2 protein-coding genes are annotated in these 17150 nt (G+C 69.7%); both read left to right on the top strand.

Annotation, left to right across the window (positions count from 1 at the left end; genetic code table 11):
• The first annotated feature begins 3 nt into the window (after nucleotides 1-3).
• Nucleotides 4-14121, top strand: a complete 14118-nt coding sequence (locus JZ791_RS39345) for a type I polyketide synthase (protein ID WP_254207143.1) — start codon at nucleotides 4-6, stop codon at nucleotides 14119-14121.
• A 26-nt stretch (nucleotides 14122-14147) separates the two neighbouring features.
• Nucleotides 14148-17150, top strand: a 3003-nt coding sequence (locus JZ791_RS39340; RefSeq protein ID WP_216902281.1) for a type I polyketide synthase, incomplete at its 3' end; no start/stop codon positions are given.

Below are 17150 nucleotides of genomic sequence, written 5' to 3'. Positions count from 1 at the left end.
GGGATGGGAGCCGAGCTCCTCGCGTCGGATCCGGACTTCGCCGCGGCGATCGCCGAATGTGAGGCGGCGCTGGATCCGCATGTGGAATGGTCTCTGTCCGAGGTGTTGCGGGCGCAGGCGGCGGTATCCCTGGATGACCAGGACGTGGCGCAGCCGGTTCTCTTCGCGGTGTCGGTGGCCTTGGCGCGGCTGTGGCAGGCCAGGGGGGTGCGACCGGCGGCGGTGATCGGGCATTCGCAGGGCGAGGTCGCGGCGGCGGTCGTCGCCGGCGGGTTGTCGCTGGCCGATGGCGCGCGTGTGATCGCGGCGCGGTCCAGGATCATCGCGTCCGAACTGACGGGTGTCGGCGCGATGGCCGCGGTGGCCCTGCCGTCCGGCACGGTGACCAGGCGGGTGGCCGTCTTCGAGGGCCGATTGTCGGTGGGGGTGGTGAACTCGCCCGGCCACACCGTGGTGACCGGCGAGTCGGCGGCTGTGGCCGAGTTCTTGGATGGCTGTGCGGTGGAAGGGATTTGGGCCAAACAGGTGCCCGTCGACTACGCTTCGCACTCCCCGGCCGTGGAACGGATCCGGGACCGGCTGCTCGCGGAGTGCGCGTCGATCGAGCCGAGGACCGGGTCGATTCCGTTCTTCTCGACGGTCGACGCCGCCTTCCGCGACACCGCGGAGCTCGGGGCCGAGTACTGGTATCGCGGTCTGCGCAATCCTGTTCGATTCGCCGAGTCCGTGACGTCCCTGCTGACCGCCGGCTACAACGCGTTCATCGAGATCAGCCCGCATCCGGTTCTCGCCGCCGCGATCGGGCTCACCGCGGATTCGGTGGGTGCGGGCGATCGGGTCGCGATAGTCGAGACGCTGCGGCGCGACCACGGCGGCCCCGCCCGGGTCGCGGCCGTGGTGGCGCAGGCGTACTGCGCCGGTGTCGAGCTGTCGCTGGAGGCGATGGTGCGGCCGAGCGCACGGGTGCAGTTGCCTGCCTATGCCTTCCAGCGGCGGCGGTGCTGGACGCCCGCGGCGGTATCCGCGTCCGTGCCGGAGCCCGTGGCTCTCAGCGTCCCCGCCGCGGCCGAACCGCGTGACGCCGTCGTCACCGGTCCGTTGGCGCCGCGATTGTTCGCCGTTCCCGAACGCGAACGCGAGGCGCTGGTGCTCGGGGTCGTCCTGGACCATGCCGCCGCGGTGGTCGGTTACGACTCCGCGGACGCCGTTCATCCCGACCGGCCGTTCACCGGCGCCGGTTTCGACTCCCTGAGCGGGCAGGATCTGCGGGCCCGGTTGGCCGCCGCGACCGGTGTCGCTCTCCCGGCGACCTTGATCTTCGACCACCCCACGCCGATCGAGGTCGCCCGGCTGGTGCGTTCCCGGTTGGAGGGTGTGGATCCGCGCGTCCGGCGCTCTACCCGCCGCGCCCGTTCGGACGAACCCGTGGCGATCGTGGGCATCGGTTGCCGATTCCCCGGCGGGGTGGGTTCCGCCGAGGACCTGTGGGAACTGGTGGCCGACGGTAGGGACGCGATCGGCCCCTTTCCCACCGACCGCGGCTGGGATCTGGACCGGCTCTTCGACGCGGACCCCGCGACCCCCGGCACAACCTACGTTCGTGAAGGCGGATTCCTTACCGGTGCAGGCGATTTCGATGCGGAATTCTTCGGGATCGGCCCCCGGGAGGCCGCCGCGATGGACCCGCAGCAACGTCTGACCCTGGAAGTCGCCTGGGAAGCCCTCGAGCACGCCGGTATCGATCCGGCGAGTGTGCGCGGGACCGATGCCGGTGTCTACATGGGGGCATGGGCCTCGGGCTACGAGAGGCGGGTCACCGGGGAGTACGAGGGCTTCCGGCTCACCGGCAATACCCACAGTGTGATTTCGGGCCGGGTGTCCTATCTGCTCGGGTTGCAGGGGCCGGCGATCACCGTCGATACCGCCTGTTCCTCGTCGCTGGTCGCCGTGCATCTGGCCTGCCGGGCGCTGCAACAGGGCGAGACCTCGCTGGCCTTGGCGGGCGGGGTGACCGTACTGGCCGACCCGACGCTGCACATCGACTTCTCCCGGCAGCAGGGCCTCGCACGCGATGGCCGGTCCAAGGCCTTCTCCGCCGACGCCGACGGCGTGACGTGGGCGGAGGGAGTCGGCGTGGTCGCGCTGGAACGACTGTCCGACGCGCAGCGCCACGGCCACGAGATCCTGGCCGTGATCCGGGGTTCCGCGATCAACCAGGACGGCGCCAGCAACGGTTTGACCGCGCCGAACGGCCCCTCGCAGGAACGGGTCATCGCCGATGCCCTGGCCGCCGCCGGTCTCGAGCCCGCCGACATCGATGCGGTCGAGGCGCACGGCACCGGTACGGCGCTGGGGGATCCGATCGAGGCGCAGGCCCTGATCAATGCCTATAGGCAGCGTCGTGATCGGCCACTGTGGGTCGGGTCGCTCAAGTCGAACATCGGACACGCGGTGGCCGCGGCCGGAATCGGCGGCGTGATCAAGATGGTCGCCGCCCTGCGTCATCAGACGCTGCCGCGCACGCTGCACGTCACCACTCCCACCCCGCACGTGGACTGGTCGTCGGGTGCGGTGCGGTTGCTGACCGAGCCCGAGCCGTGGCCCGCCTCGGAGCGGGTTCGTCGTGCCGGGGTGTCGTCGTTCGGGATCAGCGGCACCAACGGTCATCTCGTTCTCGAACAGGCGCCCGCGCCCGTCACGACGACGACCGCTGCCGGAGTGCCGGAGACCGGCAGTGACGTGGTTCCACTGGCCATATCCGCCGGATCGGCCGAATCGCTCGGGGCGCAGGCCGATCGATTGCATCGGTGGCTGGTCGGCAGGCCCGGGGACGATCTGTTCGCGGTCGCCCGGTCGCTCATCGGCACTCGCGCCCAGTTGCCGCATCGCGCGGTCGTCGTCGGCCGGAATCGGGAGGAAGCGCTCGCGGGTCTGGCCGGCCTGGCATCGAACCGGGGATCGACGGCCGGTGTCGACGGCGAAGTCGTCCTGGGCAAGATCGCCTTCCTCTTCACCGGTCAGGGCGCTCAGCGGCCCGGAATGGGACGTGAACTCGCCGCGGCGTTCCCGGTTTTCGCGGCGGCTCTCGATGAGGTCTGCGCGCAGTTCGACGAACTCCCGGGCCAGGACGCGATCTCCTTGCAAGAGGTGATGTTCGACCAGGAGCACGCCGGGCTGTTGCAGCGGACCGAGTGGACTCAACCGGCGTTGTTCGCGTTCGAGGTGGCGCTGTTCCGGCTGATCGAATCCTTCGGTGTCACACCGGATCTGGTGGCCGGTCATTCCATCGGTGAAGTGGCGGCGGCCTATACGGCGGGAGTGTTCTCGCTGGCCGATGCCTGTGCTCTGGTGTCCGCGCGCGGCCGCCTGATGGGTGCACTGCCCGCCGGCGGGGCCATGCTGGCCCTCGCCCTCGGCGCTGCGGAGGCGGCGGATGTCGTTGCCGGACACGGTGATCGGGTATCCATCGCAGCGATCAACGGGCCGTCCTCGGTGGTGGTGTCCGGTGCGGCCGAGATCATCGATGAGATCGAACGAGAACTCGCCGCGACGGGCGTGAAGACGAGCCGTCTGCGAGTGAGTCATGCCTTCCACTCCCCGCTCATGGACCCCATGCTCGACGAGTTCCGCGCGGTGCTCTCGGCGGTGACGCTGCACGAGCCGCTGCTGCCGGTGGTGTCGAACGTCACCGGTGAGCTCACCGCGGGCGCGTGCACCGAACCGGAGTACTGGGTCGAACATGTCCGGGCCGCAGTGCGTTTCGCTCCGGGGGTGCAGGCGCTGGTCGCGGCGGGGGCGCGTCGATTCGTTGAGATCGGGCCGGACGCGATCCTCACGGCGATGACACACGATTGCCTGGCCGCGGCGCCCGAGCTCGCATCGGCCGTCTCGGTGGTGGCCACCGCGCGGCGATCGGTGGACGAGGTCACGCAATTCACCACGGCTCTCGCGCACGCCCACGTGGCCGGCCTGCCGGTGGACTGGTCGCCGCTGTTCGCGGGCCGGCAGCTGGAGCGGATCCCGTTGCCCGGCTACGCCTTCCGTCATCGGAGGTATTGGCTGACCGGCGCGGCTGCGGCGGATGTCGCGAGTGCGGGCCTGGACGAGGCGGACCATCCGCTGCTGGGCGCGATGATCCGGGTGCCCGACTCGGACGAGGCGGTGTTCACGAGTCGGCTGTCGGTGGCGGATCAGCCCTGGCTGGCCGATCACGTCATCGCGGGGGCCACGGTGCTGCCTGGTGCGGCGCTGGTCGAACTCGTTCTCGCGGTGGGGCGGGCGGTCGCCAGTGCGCGGGTCTCGGAACTGGTCGTCGAGGCGCCGCTGGTCATCCGGCCGAGTGCCGCCACCGATCTGCGGATCGTGGTGGGAGCGGCGCAGGCCGAGAGCACCCGGCGGGTCTCGGTGTATTCCCGGACCGCCGGTGCGCGGACCGCTACGGCCGAGGCGCACTGGGTTCGCCACTGCACCGCGACGCTCGCCGACGCGCACACCGCGCCGAGCGACGCGATGGGGGGCGAGTGGCCACCCCGGGACGCGATCGCGCTGGATATCGGTTCCGCGTACCCGGACCTGGCCGAAACCGGCTACGAATACGGTCCGGCCTTCCAAGGATTGACCGCGCTGTGGCGACGGGGAGAGGAGATCTTCGCCGAGGTCACCTTGCCGGAAACCGTCCGTGCCGCGGGATTCGGCCTGCATCCGGCCCTGCTGGACGCGGCGCTGCACGCTCTGCTGCTCGGTGGCGCGGCGCCGGGCACCTCGGTCGGACAGATCGCCGTCCCGTTCTCCTGGGAGCAGGTCGAACTCCACGCGACGGGGGCGACCACGGTGCGGATGCGGGCTCACCAGGCGGGCGGAGCGATCGTGATGAGTCTGAGTGATCCGGCGGGTTCGCCGGTGGCCGAGATCGGCGCTCTCACCCTGCGACCGCTGTCCGCTGCGGCCCTGAACGTCGATGCCCGGGACGAGCCGCGCGGCTACCGCGTGGAGTGGGTCGCGGCGCCTGAGCCGGACGTGGACGAGACCGGAACATGGGCCGTCGAGGACGGCCTGGAAATCCTCACGATCGCCCAGGAACGAACGATCGTCGTCCGCTTCGAGGATCTGTCGGGCTTCGAGGATCTGTCGGGCTCGGAGGATCTTCCGGCGGCGGTCCGCGAATCGTCGATCACCGCGTCGGCGCGGATTCGAGCCGCGCTCGACGTGGCCGGGCGGGTCGTCGTGGTCACCCGGCGAGCGGTCGCGATTCATCCCGGTGAACACGGTGATCCGGCGCTCGCGGGCATCTGGGGTCTGGCCCGCGTCGCGCAGAGCGAGAACCCGGACCGGGTCGGCATCGTCGATGTCGACGAGTGGGACTCCTGTCGCGCGGCCGTCGCACTGGCCGCGGCGATTCCGGACGAGCCCCAGCTCGCGGTACGTGACCACCACGTCCACATGCCGCGGCTGCGTCCTACCTCGCCGGGGATCGCGGGAGCGGCGGCGGTGGGTGCGGGGGCGTGGTCCTTCCACGAGCTGGGAAAGGGCACGCTCGCCGAGGAGAACTTCGCCTTCACCGCGCGCACCGGGCCGCCGGAACCCTTGCCGCCGGGCCAGATCCGGATGACCGTGCGCGCCGTCGGGCTCAATTTCCGAGACGTGTTGATCGCCCTGGGAACCTATCCGCTGCCGGGGGCTCGATTCAGCGGCGAGGGGGCGGGAATCGTCGTGGAGGTCGCGCCCGACGTCACCGATGTGCGGCCGGGGGATCGCGTCTTCGGATTCCTGCCCGGGATCGACTCGCTCGTGGCGGTGGATCGCCGGCTGGTCGCGGTGATGCCGCACGGATGGTCCTTCGCCGAGGCAGCGGCGGTCCCCGTGGTGTACGGCACGGCGTATCACGCACTCGTCGATCGTGCCGGGGCGCGGGCCGGGCAGAGCGTGTTGCTGCACGCGGCCACCGGTGGAGTGGGTTCGGCCGCCATCCAGGTGGCCCGGCATCTGGGGCTCGAGGTGTTCGCGACGGCCGGCAAGCCGAAGTGGCGGATCCTGCGCGAGGCGGGATTCACCCAGGAGCGAATCGGTGATTCTCGGTCCCTGGATTTCGAGCGGAAGTTCCTGGACGTCACCGGTGGCCGAGGTGTCGACATCGTGGTGGACTCGCTGGCCGGCGAATTCGTGGACGCCTCCCTGCGCCTGCTGCCCCGAGGCGGCCGATTCATCGAACTCGGCCTGCTCGACCGGCGAGATCCCGAGACGGTGGCGGCCCGGCACCCCGGCGTCGACTACCACAACTTCGTTCTGTTCGACCTCGGCCCCGAGCGACTGGGCGGCATTCTGACCGCCCTCGTCGAACTCTTCCAATCCGGTGCGTTGACACCGGGAGCGATCACCGCCTGGGATATCCGGCAATCCCCGGAAATCTTCCGGCTGATGAGCCAGGCCCGTCACGTCGGCAAGAACGTTCTCACCTGGCCGGCGCCCGTGGACCGGGCGGGTACGGTGCTGATCACCGGTGGTACCGGTGGTCTCGGCGCGCGCGCCGCTCGTCATCTCGTCACCGAATACGGTGTGCGGCATCTCGTGCTGACCAGCCGCCGCGGTCTCGCCGCCGCGGGCGCCGCCGAATTGGCCGAGGAGCTCACCGCGTTGGGCGCGGACGTCCGAGTCGTCGCCGCGGATGTGGCCGATCGCGACGAGATCGACGCGTTGGTGGCCGGTATCGATCCGGCGCATCGGCTCACCGGCGTCGTGCACACCGCGGCAGTGGTGGCGGACGGATTGTTCGCATCGATGACATCGGAGCAGATCACCCAGGTGGCGCGGCCCAAGGCCGACGCGGCCTGGTATCTGCACGAGGCGACCGCGGATCGCGATCTGGCCTTCTTCGTGCTGTACTCCTCGATCGCCGGGATATGGGGTACGGCGGGGCAGGCCAACTACGCGGCCGCCAATGTCTTCCTCGACGCCCTGGCGGGGCACCGGCAACGGCTGGGCCTGGCGGCCACATCGGTGGTGTGGGGGCTCTGGGACCGTGCGGCGGGGATGGGCGCCGCGCTCGGCGACACCGATATCGCGCGGTGGCGTCGAGAGGGGATCACGCCGTTGAGTGCGGAGGCGGGGATGGCGTTCTTCGACGCCGCCGTGCGATCCGGGCACGCGAACCCTGTCGCCATGGCAGTGGACCGAGCCGCCCTGGGACGCATCGATCCGGCGCGGTACCGCTCGATCCTGCGCGATCTGGTCGGCCGGCCGCGACTGCGGCAGGCGGCCGCGGCGCCGGAGTCCGCCGGGCTGGCGGCACGATTGGCCGCACAGCCCACCGCCGAGCGCCGGCACACCGTCCTGGCTCTGGTGCAGGAACAGGCGGCGGCGGTGCTGGGTATCGCGGACCCGGCTTCGGTTCCGGCTCGAAAGCCGTTCAGCGAGATCGGATTCGATTCACTCGGGGTGATGGAATTCCGTAATCGGATGAAGTCCGCGGCGGGCATCACGCTGCCGCCGACCGCGCTGTTCGACTACCCGACTCCCACTGCGGTCACCGATTTCATCCTGTCCCGGGTCGCTCCGGTGACCGATGAACCGGAGGCGTCCCACTCGCCCGCTCGCCGGATCACCACCGACGAACCCATCGCGATCGTCGGAATGGCCTGCCGCTATCCGGGACAGGTGCGATCCGCCGATGACCTGTGGCATCTGGTCGATTCCGGAATCGATGCCATCGGTGATTTCCCCACCGACCGCGGCTGGGACTTCGAGCGCCTGATCAATCCGGATCCGAGTATGCCCGGCACCACATATGTGAATGTGGGCGGGTTCTTGCCGGACGCCGGTGATTTCGACGCCGGATTCTTCGGGATCAGCCCCCGGGAGGCGGCGGCGATGGACCCGCAGCAGCGCCTGCTGCTGGAGGTCACCTGGGAGGCGCTCGAACACGCCGGAATCGACCCGGGATCGCTGCGCGGGACCGATACCGGGGTGTACACCGGCGTCGCCTATCAGGATTACGAGGCGATCGTCCGTAACGCCGGCCCCGAGTCCGAGGGATACGCGCTGACCGGTGCGCTGAGCAGTGTGGTCTCCGGCCGGGTGGCCTATGCACTGGGTCTGGAGGGCGCGGCCCTGACGGTGGATACCGCATGCTCGTCCTCGCTGGTAGCGATCCATCTGGCGGTTCAGGCGTTGCGCGGTGGCCAGGGCACGCTGGCGCTGGTCGGTGGGGCGACGGTGATGTCCACTCCGCGGATGTTCGTGGATTTCGCCCGCCAGCGGGGTCTGGCGGCCGACGGCCGATGCAAGGCGTTCTCCGCCGCCGCAGACGGCACCAACTGGGGTGAAGGCGTCGGCGTCCTCGTCCTGGAGCGCTTGTCCGACGCCCGGCGCCTGGGACATGATGTGCTCGCGGTAATCCGCGGGTCCGCGGTGAATCAGGACGGCGCGTCCAACGGCCTGACAGCGCCGAACGGCCCCTCGCAGGAACGCGTGATCCGGGCCGCGCTCGCGGATGCCGGACTGGATTTCGCCGATGTCGATGCCGTGGAGGCGCACGGCACCGGAACCGCTTTGGGCGATCCGATCGAGGCCGGGGCGTTGCTGGCGACCTACGGCCGCAATCGGCCCGGGCCCCTGTGGCTGGGGTCGTTGAAGTCGAATATCGGACATACCCAGGCCGCCTCCGGCGTGGGTGGCGTGATCAAGATGGTGCAGGCGCTGCGGCACCGGAAGTTGCCGAAAACTCTGCACGCCGAGGAACTCTCACCACATGTGGACTGGTCTTCCGGTCAGCTGCGAGTGCTCGGCGAACCTCGGGAATGGGCGAACCCGGCGGCGGGTCCGCGTCGGGCCGGAGTGTCCTCGTTCGGGATCAGCGGGACGAACGCCCACGTCGTCATCGAGGAAGCGCCTACCGAATCGGCCGCCGAGCGACCCGATCTGCCGGGGCCCGCCGGGATGCCGATCGCGGCCGGGCTCGTCCCGCTCGTACTGTCGGGCGCTTCCGACGACGCATTGCGGGCGCAAGCGGATCGGTTGCGGCAGTGGATGATTGCGGACGACACCGCCGAGCCGCTGGATATTTCCTACTCGCTGGCGACCACCAGGTCGCTGTTCGACCGGCGGGGTGCGGTCATCGGCCGGGATCGGGCCGAGCTGCTGGCCGGTCTGGCCGAACTCGCCGAGGGCTCGGGTGGTTCGGTAGCCGCGGGCGCGTTGGTCGAGGGGCGTACCGCCATGCTCTTCACCGGACAGGGGTCTCAGCGTCCGGGCATGGGTAAGGCGTTGTCTGCGGTGTTCCCGGTGTTCGCCGCAGTCTTCGACGAGATCTGCGCGGAGTTCGATCAGGTCGTGGCATTGCCCGACGGCCTGACTTTGAAAGAGCTGATCTTCGCCGAGGACTCGGCTGAACTCCTGAATCGCACCGAGTTCACCCAGCCCGCGCTGTTCGCATTCGAGGTTGCCCTGTTCGGACTGTTCGAATCATTCGGGGTGACACCGGATGTGGTGGCCGGGCACTCCATCGGTGAACTGGCCGCGGCCTATGTGGCGGGGGTGTTCTCACTTCCGGATGTGTGTGCGCTGGTTGCGGCGCGGGGGCGGCTGATGGGATCGCTGCCGGAGGGCGGCGCGATGCTCGCGGTCGCGATCACCGAGGATGCGGCTGTCACCGCGCTCGCCGGTTATGGCGACCGGGTGTCGATCGCGGCGGTCAACAGTCCCACGGCGGTGGTCCTGTCCGGTGCGGTCGAGGCGATCGACGAGATCGCACGCGAATTCGCCGCCAATGGTGTGAAGACGAATCGGCTGCGGGCCGGCCATGCCTTCCACTCCGCGCTGATGGATCCGATCCTCGGCGAATTCCGCACGGTGGCAATGAGTTCGACTTATCGGCGGCCGCTGTTTCCGGTGGTCTCGAATGTCACCGGCGAACTGGCCGGTGATCTGATCACCGACCCGGAGTACTGGGTGCGTCAGGCGCGTGCGGCGGTGCGCTTCGCACCGGGGGTGGCGACGTTGACCGGGCTGGGTGTGCGGCGATTCATCGAAGTGGGGCCGGATGCCACCTTGGCCGCGATGACCCGGGAGTGCCTGGCTTCCGACACCGACACCGAGACCGGCCCCGCGCCGTGCACCGGCGGGCCCGAAGGCAGTAGCGAAGCGTCACCACGCAGGGCACTCGGAAGCGGCGCAGTCGGCTCTGCGGTGATCGCGGGATCCCGCCGGGCGGCCGATGAGGTGCGGACCCTGATGGCGGCGCTGGCGAATGCTCGGATCGCGGGACTGCCGGTCGATTGGTCTCCGCTGTTCGCCGGCCGGGAGGTGACGCGAGTTCCCTTGCCCACCTATGCTTTCCAGCGGGCGCGATATTGGCTGAGCGCGGTGCCCGGCCGGGATGTGGAGGCCGCCGGGCTCGGACGAGTGGACCATCCGCTGCTGAGTGCGGCGCTGTGGGTTCCCGATTCGGGCGACGTGGTACTCACCGGCCGGTTGTCTGCGGCTGATCAGCCCTGGCTGGCCGATCATGTCATCGGCGGTGTGGCGTTGGTCCCGGGCACGGCATTCGTCGACATGGCGCTGTTCGCGGGACACCTGGTCGAGCATCCCCGGCTGGCGGAATTGGTGATCGAGGCCCCGCTGCCGGTTCCCGCGACCGGGTCGATCGATCTACGTGTCGTGGTGCACGAGGCCGGATCCGCCGGCGGGCGTGAGCTGTCGATCCATTCGCGATCCGCGACCGATCGGGATTCCGGTGGCTCGGGCTGGACCCGGCACGTCTGCGCGACGATGAGTGCGGCGGACTCGGCGGGACAGGTGGATCTCGTAGTGTGGCCGCCGGCGGGCGCGACGAGCATCGATGTCGACGATTGCTACGACCGGCTGGCCGGATCGGGCTACGGGTACGGTCCGGTGTTCCGTGGACTGAGATCGATATGGCGTCGCGGTACCGAGGTCTTCGCCGAGGTGGAACTGCCCGGGACCGAGCAGCCCGGCGGCGGGTTCGGCATACATCCCGCGCTGCTCGACGCCGTCCTGCACGCGGTCGTCCTGGGTGGATTCGGGCCTGCGGCCGGGCCGGGCGAGATCGAGGTTCCCTTCGCGTGGGAGGACGTGAGTCTGCACGCCACCGGTGCGCGGGTGCTGCGAGTGCGACTGGCCGGGGCGGGCGCGCAATCGTCCTCGGCGCGGAGTGCGTCGGGTGCGTCGGTGACCGTGTCGCTCGCGGATTCGGCCGGTATCCCGGTCGCCGAGATCGGTGCGGTATCGCTGCGTCCCTTGCCGCTAGGCGCAGTGGACGCGGGCGCGAGGGCCGGCTATCTGCTGGAGTGGATCGAGTCCGCACCGGTTTCCTCGGAACCCGCCGTCGTCGCCGAGTGGACCCGGGACCGGGATGGTGAGGTCGTCACGCGTGCCGGACGAGCGGCTGCCGTGCTCAGGCTCGATGCCGATGCCGATGCCGATGCCGATGCCGATGCCGATGCCGATGCCGATGATCGCGAAATCCCTGCCCGGGTGCGCGATGTGGTGACGTCGATGGCCGAGCGGCTGCACAGGCTGCTCACGCACGATCGACTCGTCGTCGTGACCCGGCACGCCGTCGCGGTGAACCCGGGCGAGCCGGTGAATCTCGCCTCGGCGGCTGCCTGGGGGCTGCTGCGGGTCGCGCAACGTGAGAATCCGGACCGCATCCACTGCGTCGACATCGACGGAAGCACGGATTTCCACGATGCCGTGGAGCTGGCCTTGGCCGTCGGCAACGAATCCCAGCTGGCGGTTCGGCGGAATACCGGGTATGTGCCGCGGTTACGCCCGGTCGGCGGCAATGCCCTCCGGACGCCTGACACGCGAGCATGGGCGCTGCGGCTGCGCGGCCGGGGCACAGTGGCGCAGGACAACTTCGTCATCGAAGCCGAACCCGTGCGCACGCTGCCTCCCGGCCGGGTCCGGGTGAGCCTGCGCGCGGTCGGCCTGAATTTCCGGGATGTCCTGGTGGCCTTGGGCACCTACCCCGATCCGGAGGCGGGAATCGGCGCCGAGGGCGCCGGCGTGGTCACCGAGGTCGCCTCCGATGTCACCGGATTCCGGCCCGGTGACCGGGTTTTCGGATTCACCGCGGCCATGGGGTCGGAGTCGGTGACCGACCACCGCGTGCTGGCTCCGGTCCCGCGCGGATGGTCCTTCGCGCGCGCCGCGGGCGTTCCGACGGTCTATGCCACCGCATACCACGCGCTCGTCGATCTGGCTCGGGCACGTGCGGGGCAGACCGTCCTGGTGCATGCCGCCACCGGCGGGCTGGGTATGGCCACCGTGGCGCTGGCACGGCAGCTGGGGTTGCGGGTACTGGTCACCGCGAGCAGGCCCAAATGGGATGTGTTGCGCAACATGGGATTCGATGATTCGGATATCGGTGATTCGCGGACGCTGGAGTTCGAGCCGAAATTTCTCGCCGCGACCGCCGGCGCCGGGGTGGATATCGTGGTGGATTCCCTGGCCGGCGAATTCGTCGACGCGTCCCTTCGCCTGCTGCCGCGCGGCGGAGAGTTCATCGAGACCGGCATGCTCGATCGACGTGATCCCGCCGAGGTGGCCGAACTCCATCCGGGAGTGTCCTACCACAACTTCATGCTGCTCGACCTGGGCCCGGACCGGCTCCACCGGATTCTCACCACCCTGGCCGGGCTCTTCGATGCCGCGGCGTTGCCGGTGTCTGCCGTGACCGCGTGGGATATCCGCCGGGCCCCGGAGGCTTTCAGGTTCCTGAGCCAGGCCCGCCATATCGGCAAGAATGTGCTCACCGTTCCCGTCCCAGCCGGCTCTGAAGGCACCATCATGATCACCGGGGGCACCGGTGACCTCGGTGCGGTGATCGCCCGGCATCTCATTATTCGCTACCGTGCGCGCAGACTCCTGCTCGTCAGCCGTAGCGGCCCCGCAGCGCCCGCCGCTCGGCGATTGTGTGCGCAGTTGCGAGAATTGGGGGCCCATGTCGAGGTGGTCGCCTGCGATGTGGCCGATCGCGCGGCCCTGGACGCGGTTGTCGCGGCCATACCGACCGAACACCCTCTGACCGGCGTCGTGCACGCGGCGGGAGTTCTCGCCGACGGGCTGCTGTCCGGCATGACCTCCGAACAGATCGCCAGGGTGCTGCGGCCGAAAGTCGACGCGGCGTGGAATCTCCATGAGGCGACCGAGCACCTGGATCTGTCCTTCTTCGTGCTCTACTCCTCGATCGCCGGGGTGATCGGCAATCCGGGACAAGCGAACTACGCCGCCGCCAACGCCTTCCTCGACGCTCTGGCGCATCATCGTCGGCGTGCCGGCCTGCCTGCGACATCGTTGTCGTGGGGGCCATGGCGCGGTGGCGGTGGAATGACCGGCGAGCTGAGTGCCACCGACCTGGCCCGGTTGCGCAGGGAAGGTTTGCTCCCGCTCGGAAACGACACCGGGATGGCGCTTTTCGACAGCGCGCTGGCGGGTGGGCATGCGCACACCGTGGCCGCCGTCATCGATACGACCGCACTCGCCGACACGGAACCGGACCGGCTCCCCGTCGTGTTCCGAAGCCTCGCCGGACCGGTGCGGCGGCGGGTCGTCACCACCCGGGACGATTCGGCCGGCATCTCGGACGGCATCGTGGACCGGCCGGCGGGGCGTGCCGGGGCCGAGTCCGAGCGGCGCGGGATTCTCCTGCGGATCGTCACCACGCAGGCCGCAGCCGTCCTCGGGAATGGGGACGCGAGCGCGATCAGGCCGGACAAGCCGTTCACCGACATCGGTTTCGACTCGCTCACGGCCATGGAATTCCGTAATCGGATCAAGGCCGCCACGGATATTCCGCTGCCCGCGACCGTGGTTTTCGATTACCCGACGCCGGCCGCGGTGGTGGGCTACCTCCTCGCGCAGACCGAGGCGCCCGGCGCCGATCCATCCGCCGAGGTCTGCGCGGATCTGGATGCCTTGGCCGCGGTATGTGCCACGGCCGAGTTCTCGGACGCGCAGCGCGCCGAGATCACGGACAAGATCACCGGGCTGCTGCGCCGGCTCGCCGGTCCCGGGACGGCGGACGCCGGTCCCACCGATTCGCTCGATCACATCGACGGCGCGGATGATCGTGAACTTTTCGACTTCATAAACAAACTCAGCTGAGCTTATTTCGATCAGGAGTTCCACCGATGGCCGAGAACGACGAGCTTCGCCGGTACTTGAAGAAAGCCGCCGTAGAGCTGTACGAGACCAAACGAGAACTGCGCGAGGTCACCGACCGGGTCCGGGAGCCGATCGCGATCGTGGGAATGGCCTGCCGTTATCCCGGTGGGGTGAGCAGCGCGGCGGATCTGTGGCGGGTCGTCGTCGAGGGCGCCGACGTCATCGGCGACTATCCGGCCGATCGGGGGTGGGATATCGGGCGGCTGTACGACCCGGATCCCGCGGCGCCGGGGACGGTCTACACGAAGGAGGGCGGATTCCTCCATACCGCAGGGGATTTCGACGCCGGGTTCTTCGGGATCGGTCCCCGGGAGGCGCTCGCGATGGATCCCCAGCAGCGCCTGCTGCTGGAGGCGTCCTGGGAAGCGCTGGAAGACGCGGGAATTGATCCGATGTCCTTGCGCGGCAGTGACACCGGGGTGTTCACCGGTGTCGGCCAGCAGTACTACGGTCCCCGGATCGGTTCGCCCGGATTGGCGTCCGAAATCGAAGGGGAGGCCTATCTGGGCGGTTTGAACAGCGTGGTGTCGGGCCGCGTCGCCTATACCTTCGGTTTCGAGGGCCCGGCGATCTCGATCGACACCGCTTGCTCGTCGTCGCTGGTGGCCATCCATCTGGCCTGCCAGGCGCTCTACCGGGGGGATACCGGGCTCGCGCTCGCGGGTGGGGTGACCGTGATGTCCGACCCCGCACTGCTGATCGCGTTCGCCCGGCAACGTGCACTGTCGCCGGACGGCCGGTGCCGGGCCTTCTCCGCGAACGCGAACGGCACGGGGTTCTCCGAAGGGCTCGGAGTCGTTGTGCTGGAACGCCTTTCCGATGCGCAGCGGCTGGGACACGAGGTGCTTGCCGTCGTGCGGGGCAGCGCGATCAACCAGGACGGGGCGTCCAACGGTTTGAGCGCCCCGAACGGGCCCTCGCAGGAACGGGTCATCCGTGCCGCGCTGGCGCGGTCCGGTCTCGAGCCGCGGGATGTCGACGCCGTGGAGGCCCACGGCACGGGGACCAAGCTGGGCGACCCGATCGAGGCACAGGCGCTGAGCAACGTCTACGGTCGTCGGCGCATGGCCGATCCGCTGGCACTGGGCTCGCTCAAATCGAATATCGGCCATACCTCCACCGCCGCCGGGGTGGGCGGTGTGATCAAGATGGTGCAGGCGTTGCGGCACGAGATCCTGCCGAAGACCCTGTACGCGCAGGAACCTACGCCGTATGTGGACTGGTCCGCCGCGGGGTTGCGTTTGCTGGCCGAGTCGAAGCCGTGGCCGTCCGGCGAGCGAGTCCGCCGGGCCGGTGTGTCCTCCTTCGGGGTCAGTGGCACCAACGCGCACCTCATCATCGAGGAAGCACCGTGCGTGGAACCGCCCGTGGGCGATGCGGGCGGCGGCGATCCGGTGAATCCGGTATTCGGTGATTGCGGCGTGATGTCCTGGATCGTGTCGGCGTCCACCGCGGAGGCGCTGTGCGAGCAGGCCGCCCGGCTCGGCGAATGGGTGCGATCACACCCGGACGGTGATCCGGCCGATATCGCGCACACCCTGTTGCGGCATCGCGCGGGATTGGAGTGGCGGGGTGCGATCGTAGGGTGTGATCGCGCGGATCTGCTCGCGGGATCGCAGGCGCTGGCCGACCCCTCGGCGCTGCCCGGCGCCGGCGGGATCGAGGTGGTGTCCGCTCGGTCCGCCGAGCGCCGGGTGGCGTTCGTATTCCCGGGGCAAGGTAGTCAATGGGCCGGTATGGGCGCGGAATTGCTCGCGGCCGGTGGAGTTTTCGCGGCGGCGATCGCCGAGTGCGAGCAGGCCTTGGCGCCGTTCGTGGACTGGTCACTGACGGCCGTGTTGCGGGGCGATCCGGGTGCGGCGTCGCTGGACCGGGTCGAGGTGGTGCAGCCGGCGCTGTTCGCCATGATGGTGGCGCTGGCGCGGGTGTGGCGGGCCGCCGGGGTCGAGCCGGAGGTGGTGATCGGGCATTCACAGGGTGAGATCGCGGCGGCGGTGGTCGCCGGTGGTCTGTCCCTGTCGGACGGGGCGCGCGTGGTCGCCCTGCGGTCGCAGATCGTGGCCGCCGAACTCGCGGGGGCCGGAGGCATGGCCTCGGTGAATCTGGCGGCCGAGGCGGTGGCGCAGCGGCTGACCGGTTTCGGGGATCGGCTGTCCATCGCGGCGGTCAACGGCCCGGGGCAGGTCGTGGTTTCGGGGCACGCGGCTGCCGTCGCCGATTTCGTGTCCGGTTGTGAAGCCGAAAATATTTGGGCGCGTACGATTCCGGTGGATTACGCTTCGCATTCGGGTGCGGTGGAATCGATTCGGGACCGGGTCCTGGCCCAGCTGGCGCCGGTAGCGCCCATGCCGGGTGCGGTGCGGTTCCTCTCGACGGTCTCCGCGCAATACATCGATACCGGAACCTTGAACGCCGGGTATTGGTACCGGAGCCTGCGCGAACGAGTGCGGTTCGCCGAGGCGGTGGAAGCGGCCCAGCGCGAGGGGATCGACGCCTTCATCGAGGTGAGCCCGCATCCGGTGCTGACCCTGGGTATGGAGTTGACGGCCGGTTCGATCGGCATGACCGATCAGGTGGCCGTGCAGGGGACCCTGCGGCGCGATGACGGCGGCGTCCGGCGGATCACCGCGGCGTTGGCGCAGGCGCGGTGCAGCGGCGTCGAGGTCGACACGGCGGCGCTGGCGCCGACCGGGAACCGGGTGGGGTTGCCCACCTACGCATTTCAGCGCAAGCGTCTGTGGCTGGAGCCGACAGCGGTCGCCGATGTGCGGAGGTCCGGTCTGGACGAGGCTGGGCACCCGCTGCTCGGTGCGCTGGTGCGGTTGCCCGATTCGGCGAACGTTGTGTTCACCGGCCGGATCTCCCTGGCCGATCAGCCCTGGCTGGCCGATCATGCGGTCGCGGGAACGGTGCTGCTGCCCGGTACGGCGCTGGTGGAGCTGTCCCTGCACGCGGGAGGGGTCCTGGGG

Source organism: Nocardia alni, assembly GCF_019038435.1.
In the GTDB taxonomy this organism is placed as follows: domain Bacteria; phylum Actinomycetota; class Actinomycetes; order Mycobacteriales; family Mycobacteriaceae; genus Nocardia; species Nocardia alni.
This window is presented reverse-complemented; position numbering and strand designations above follow the sequence as displayed.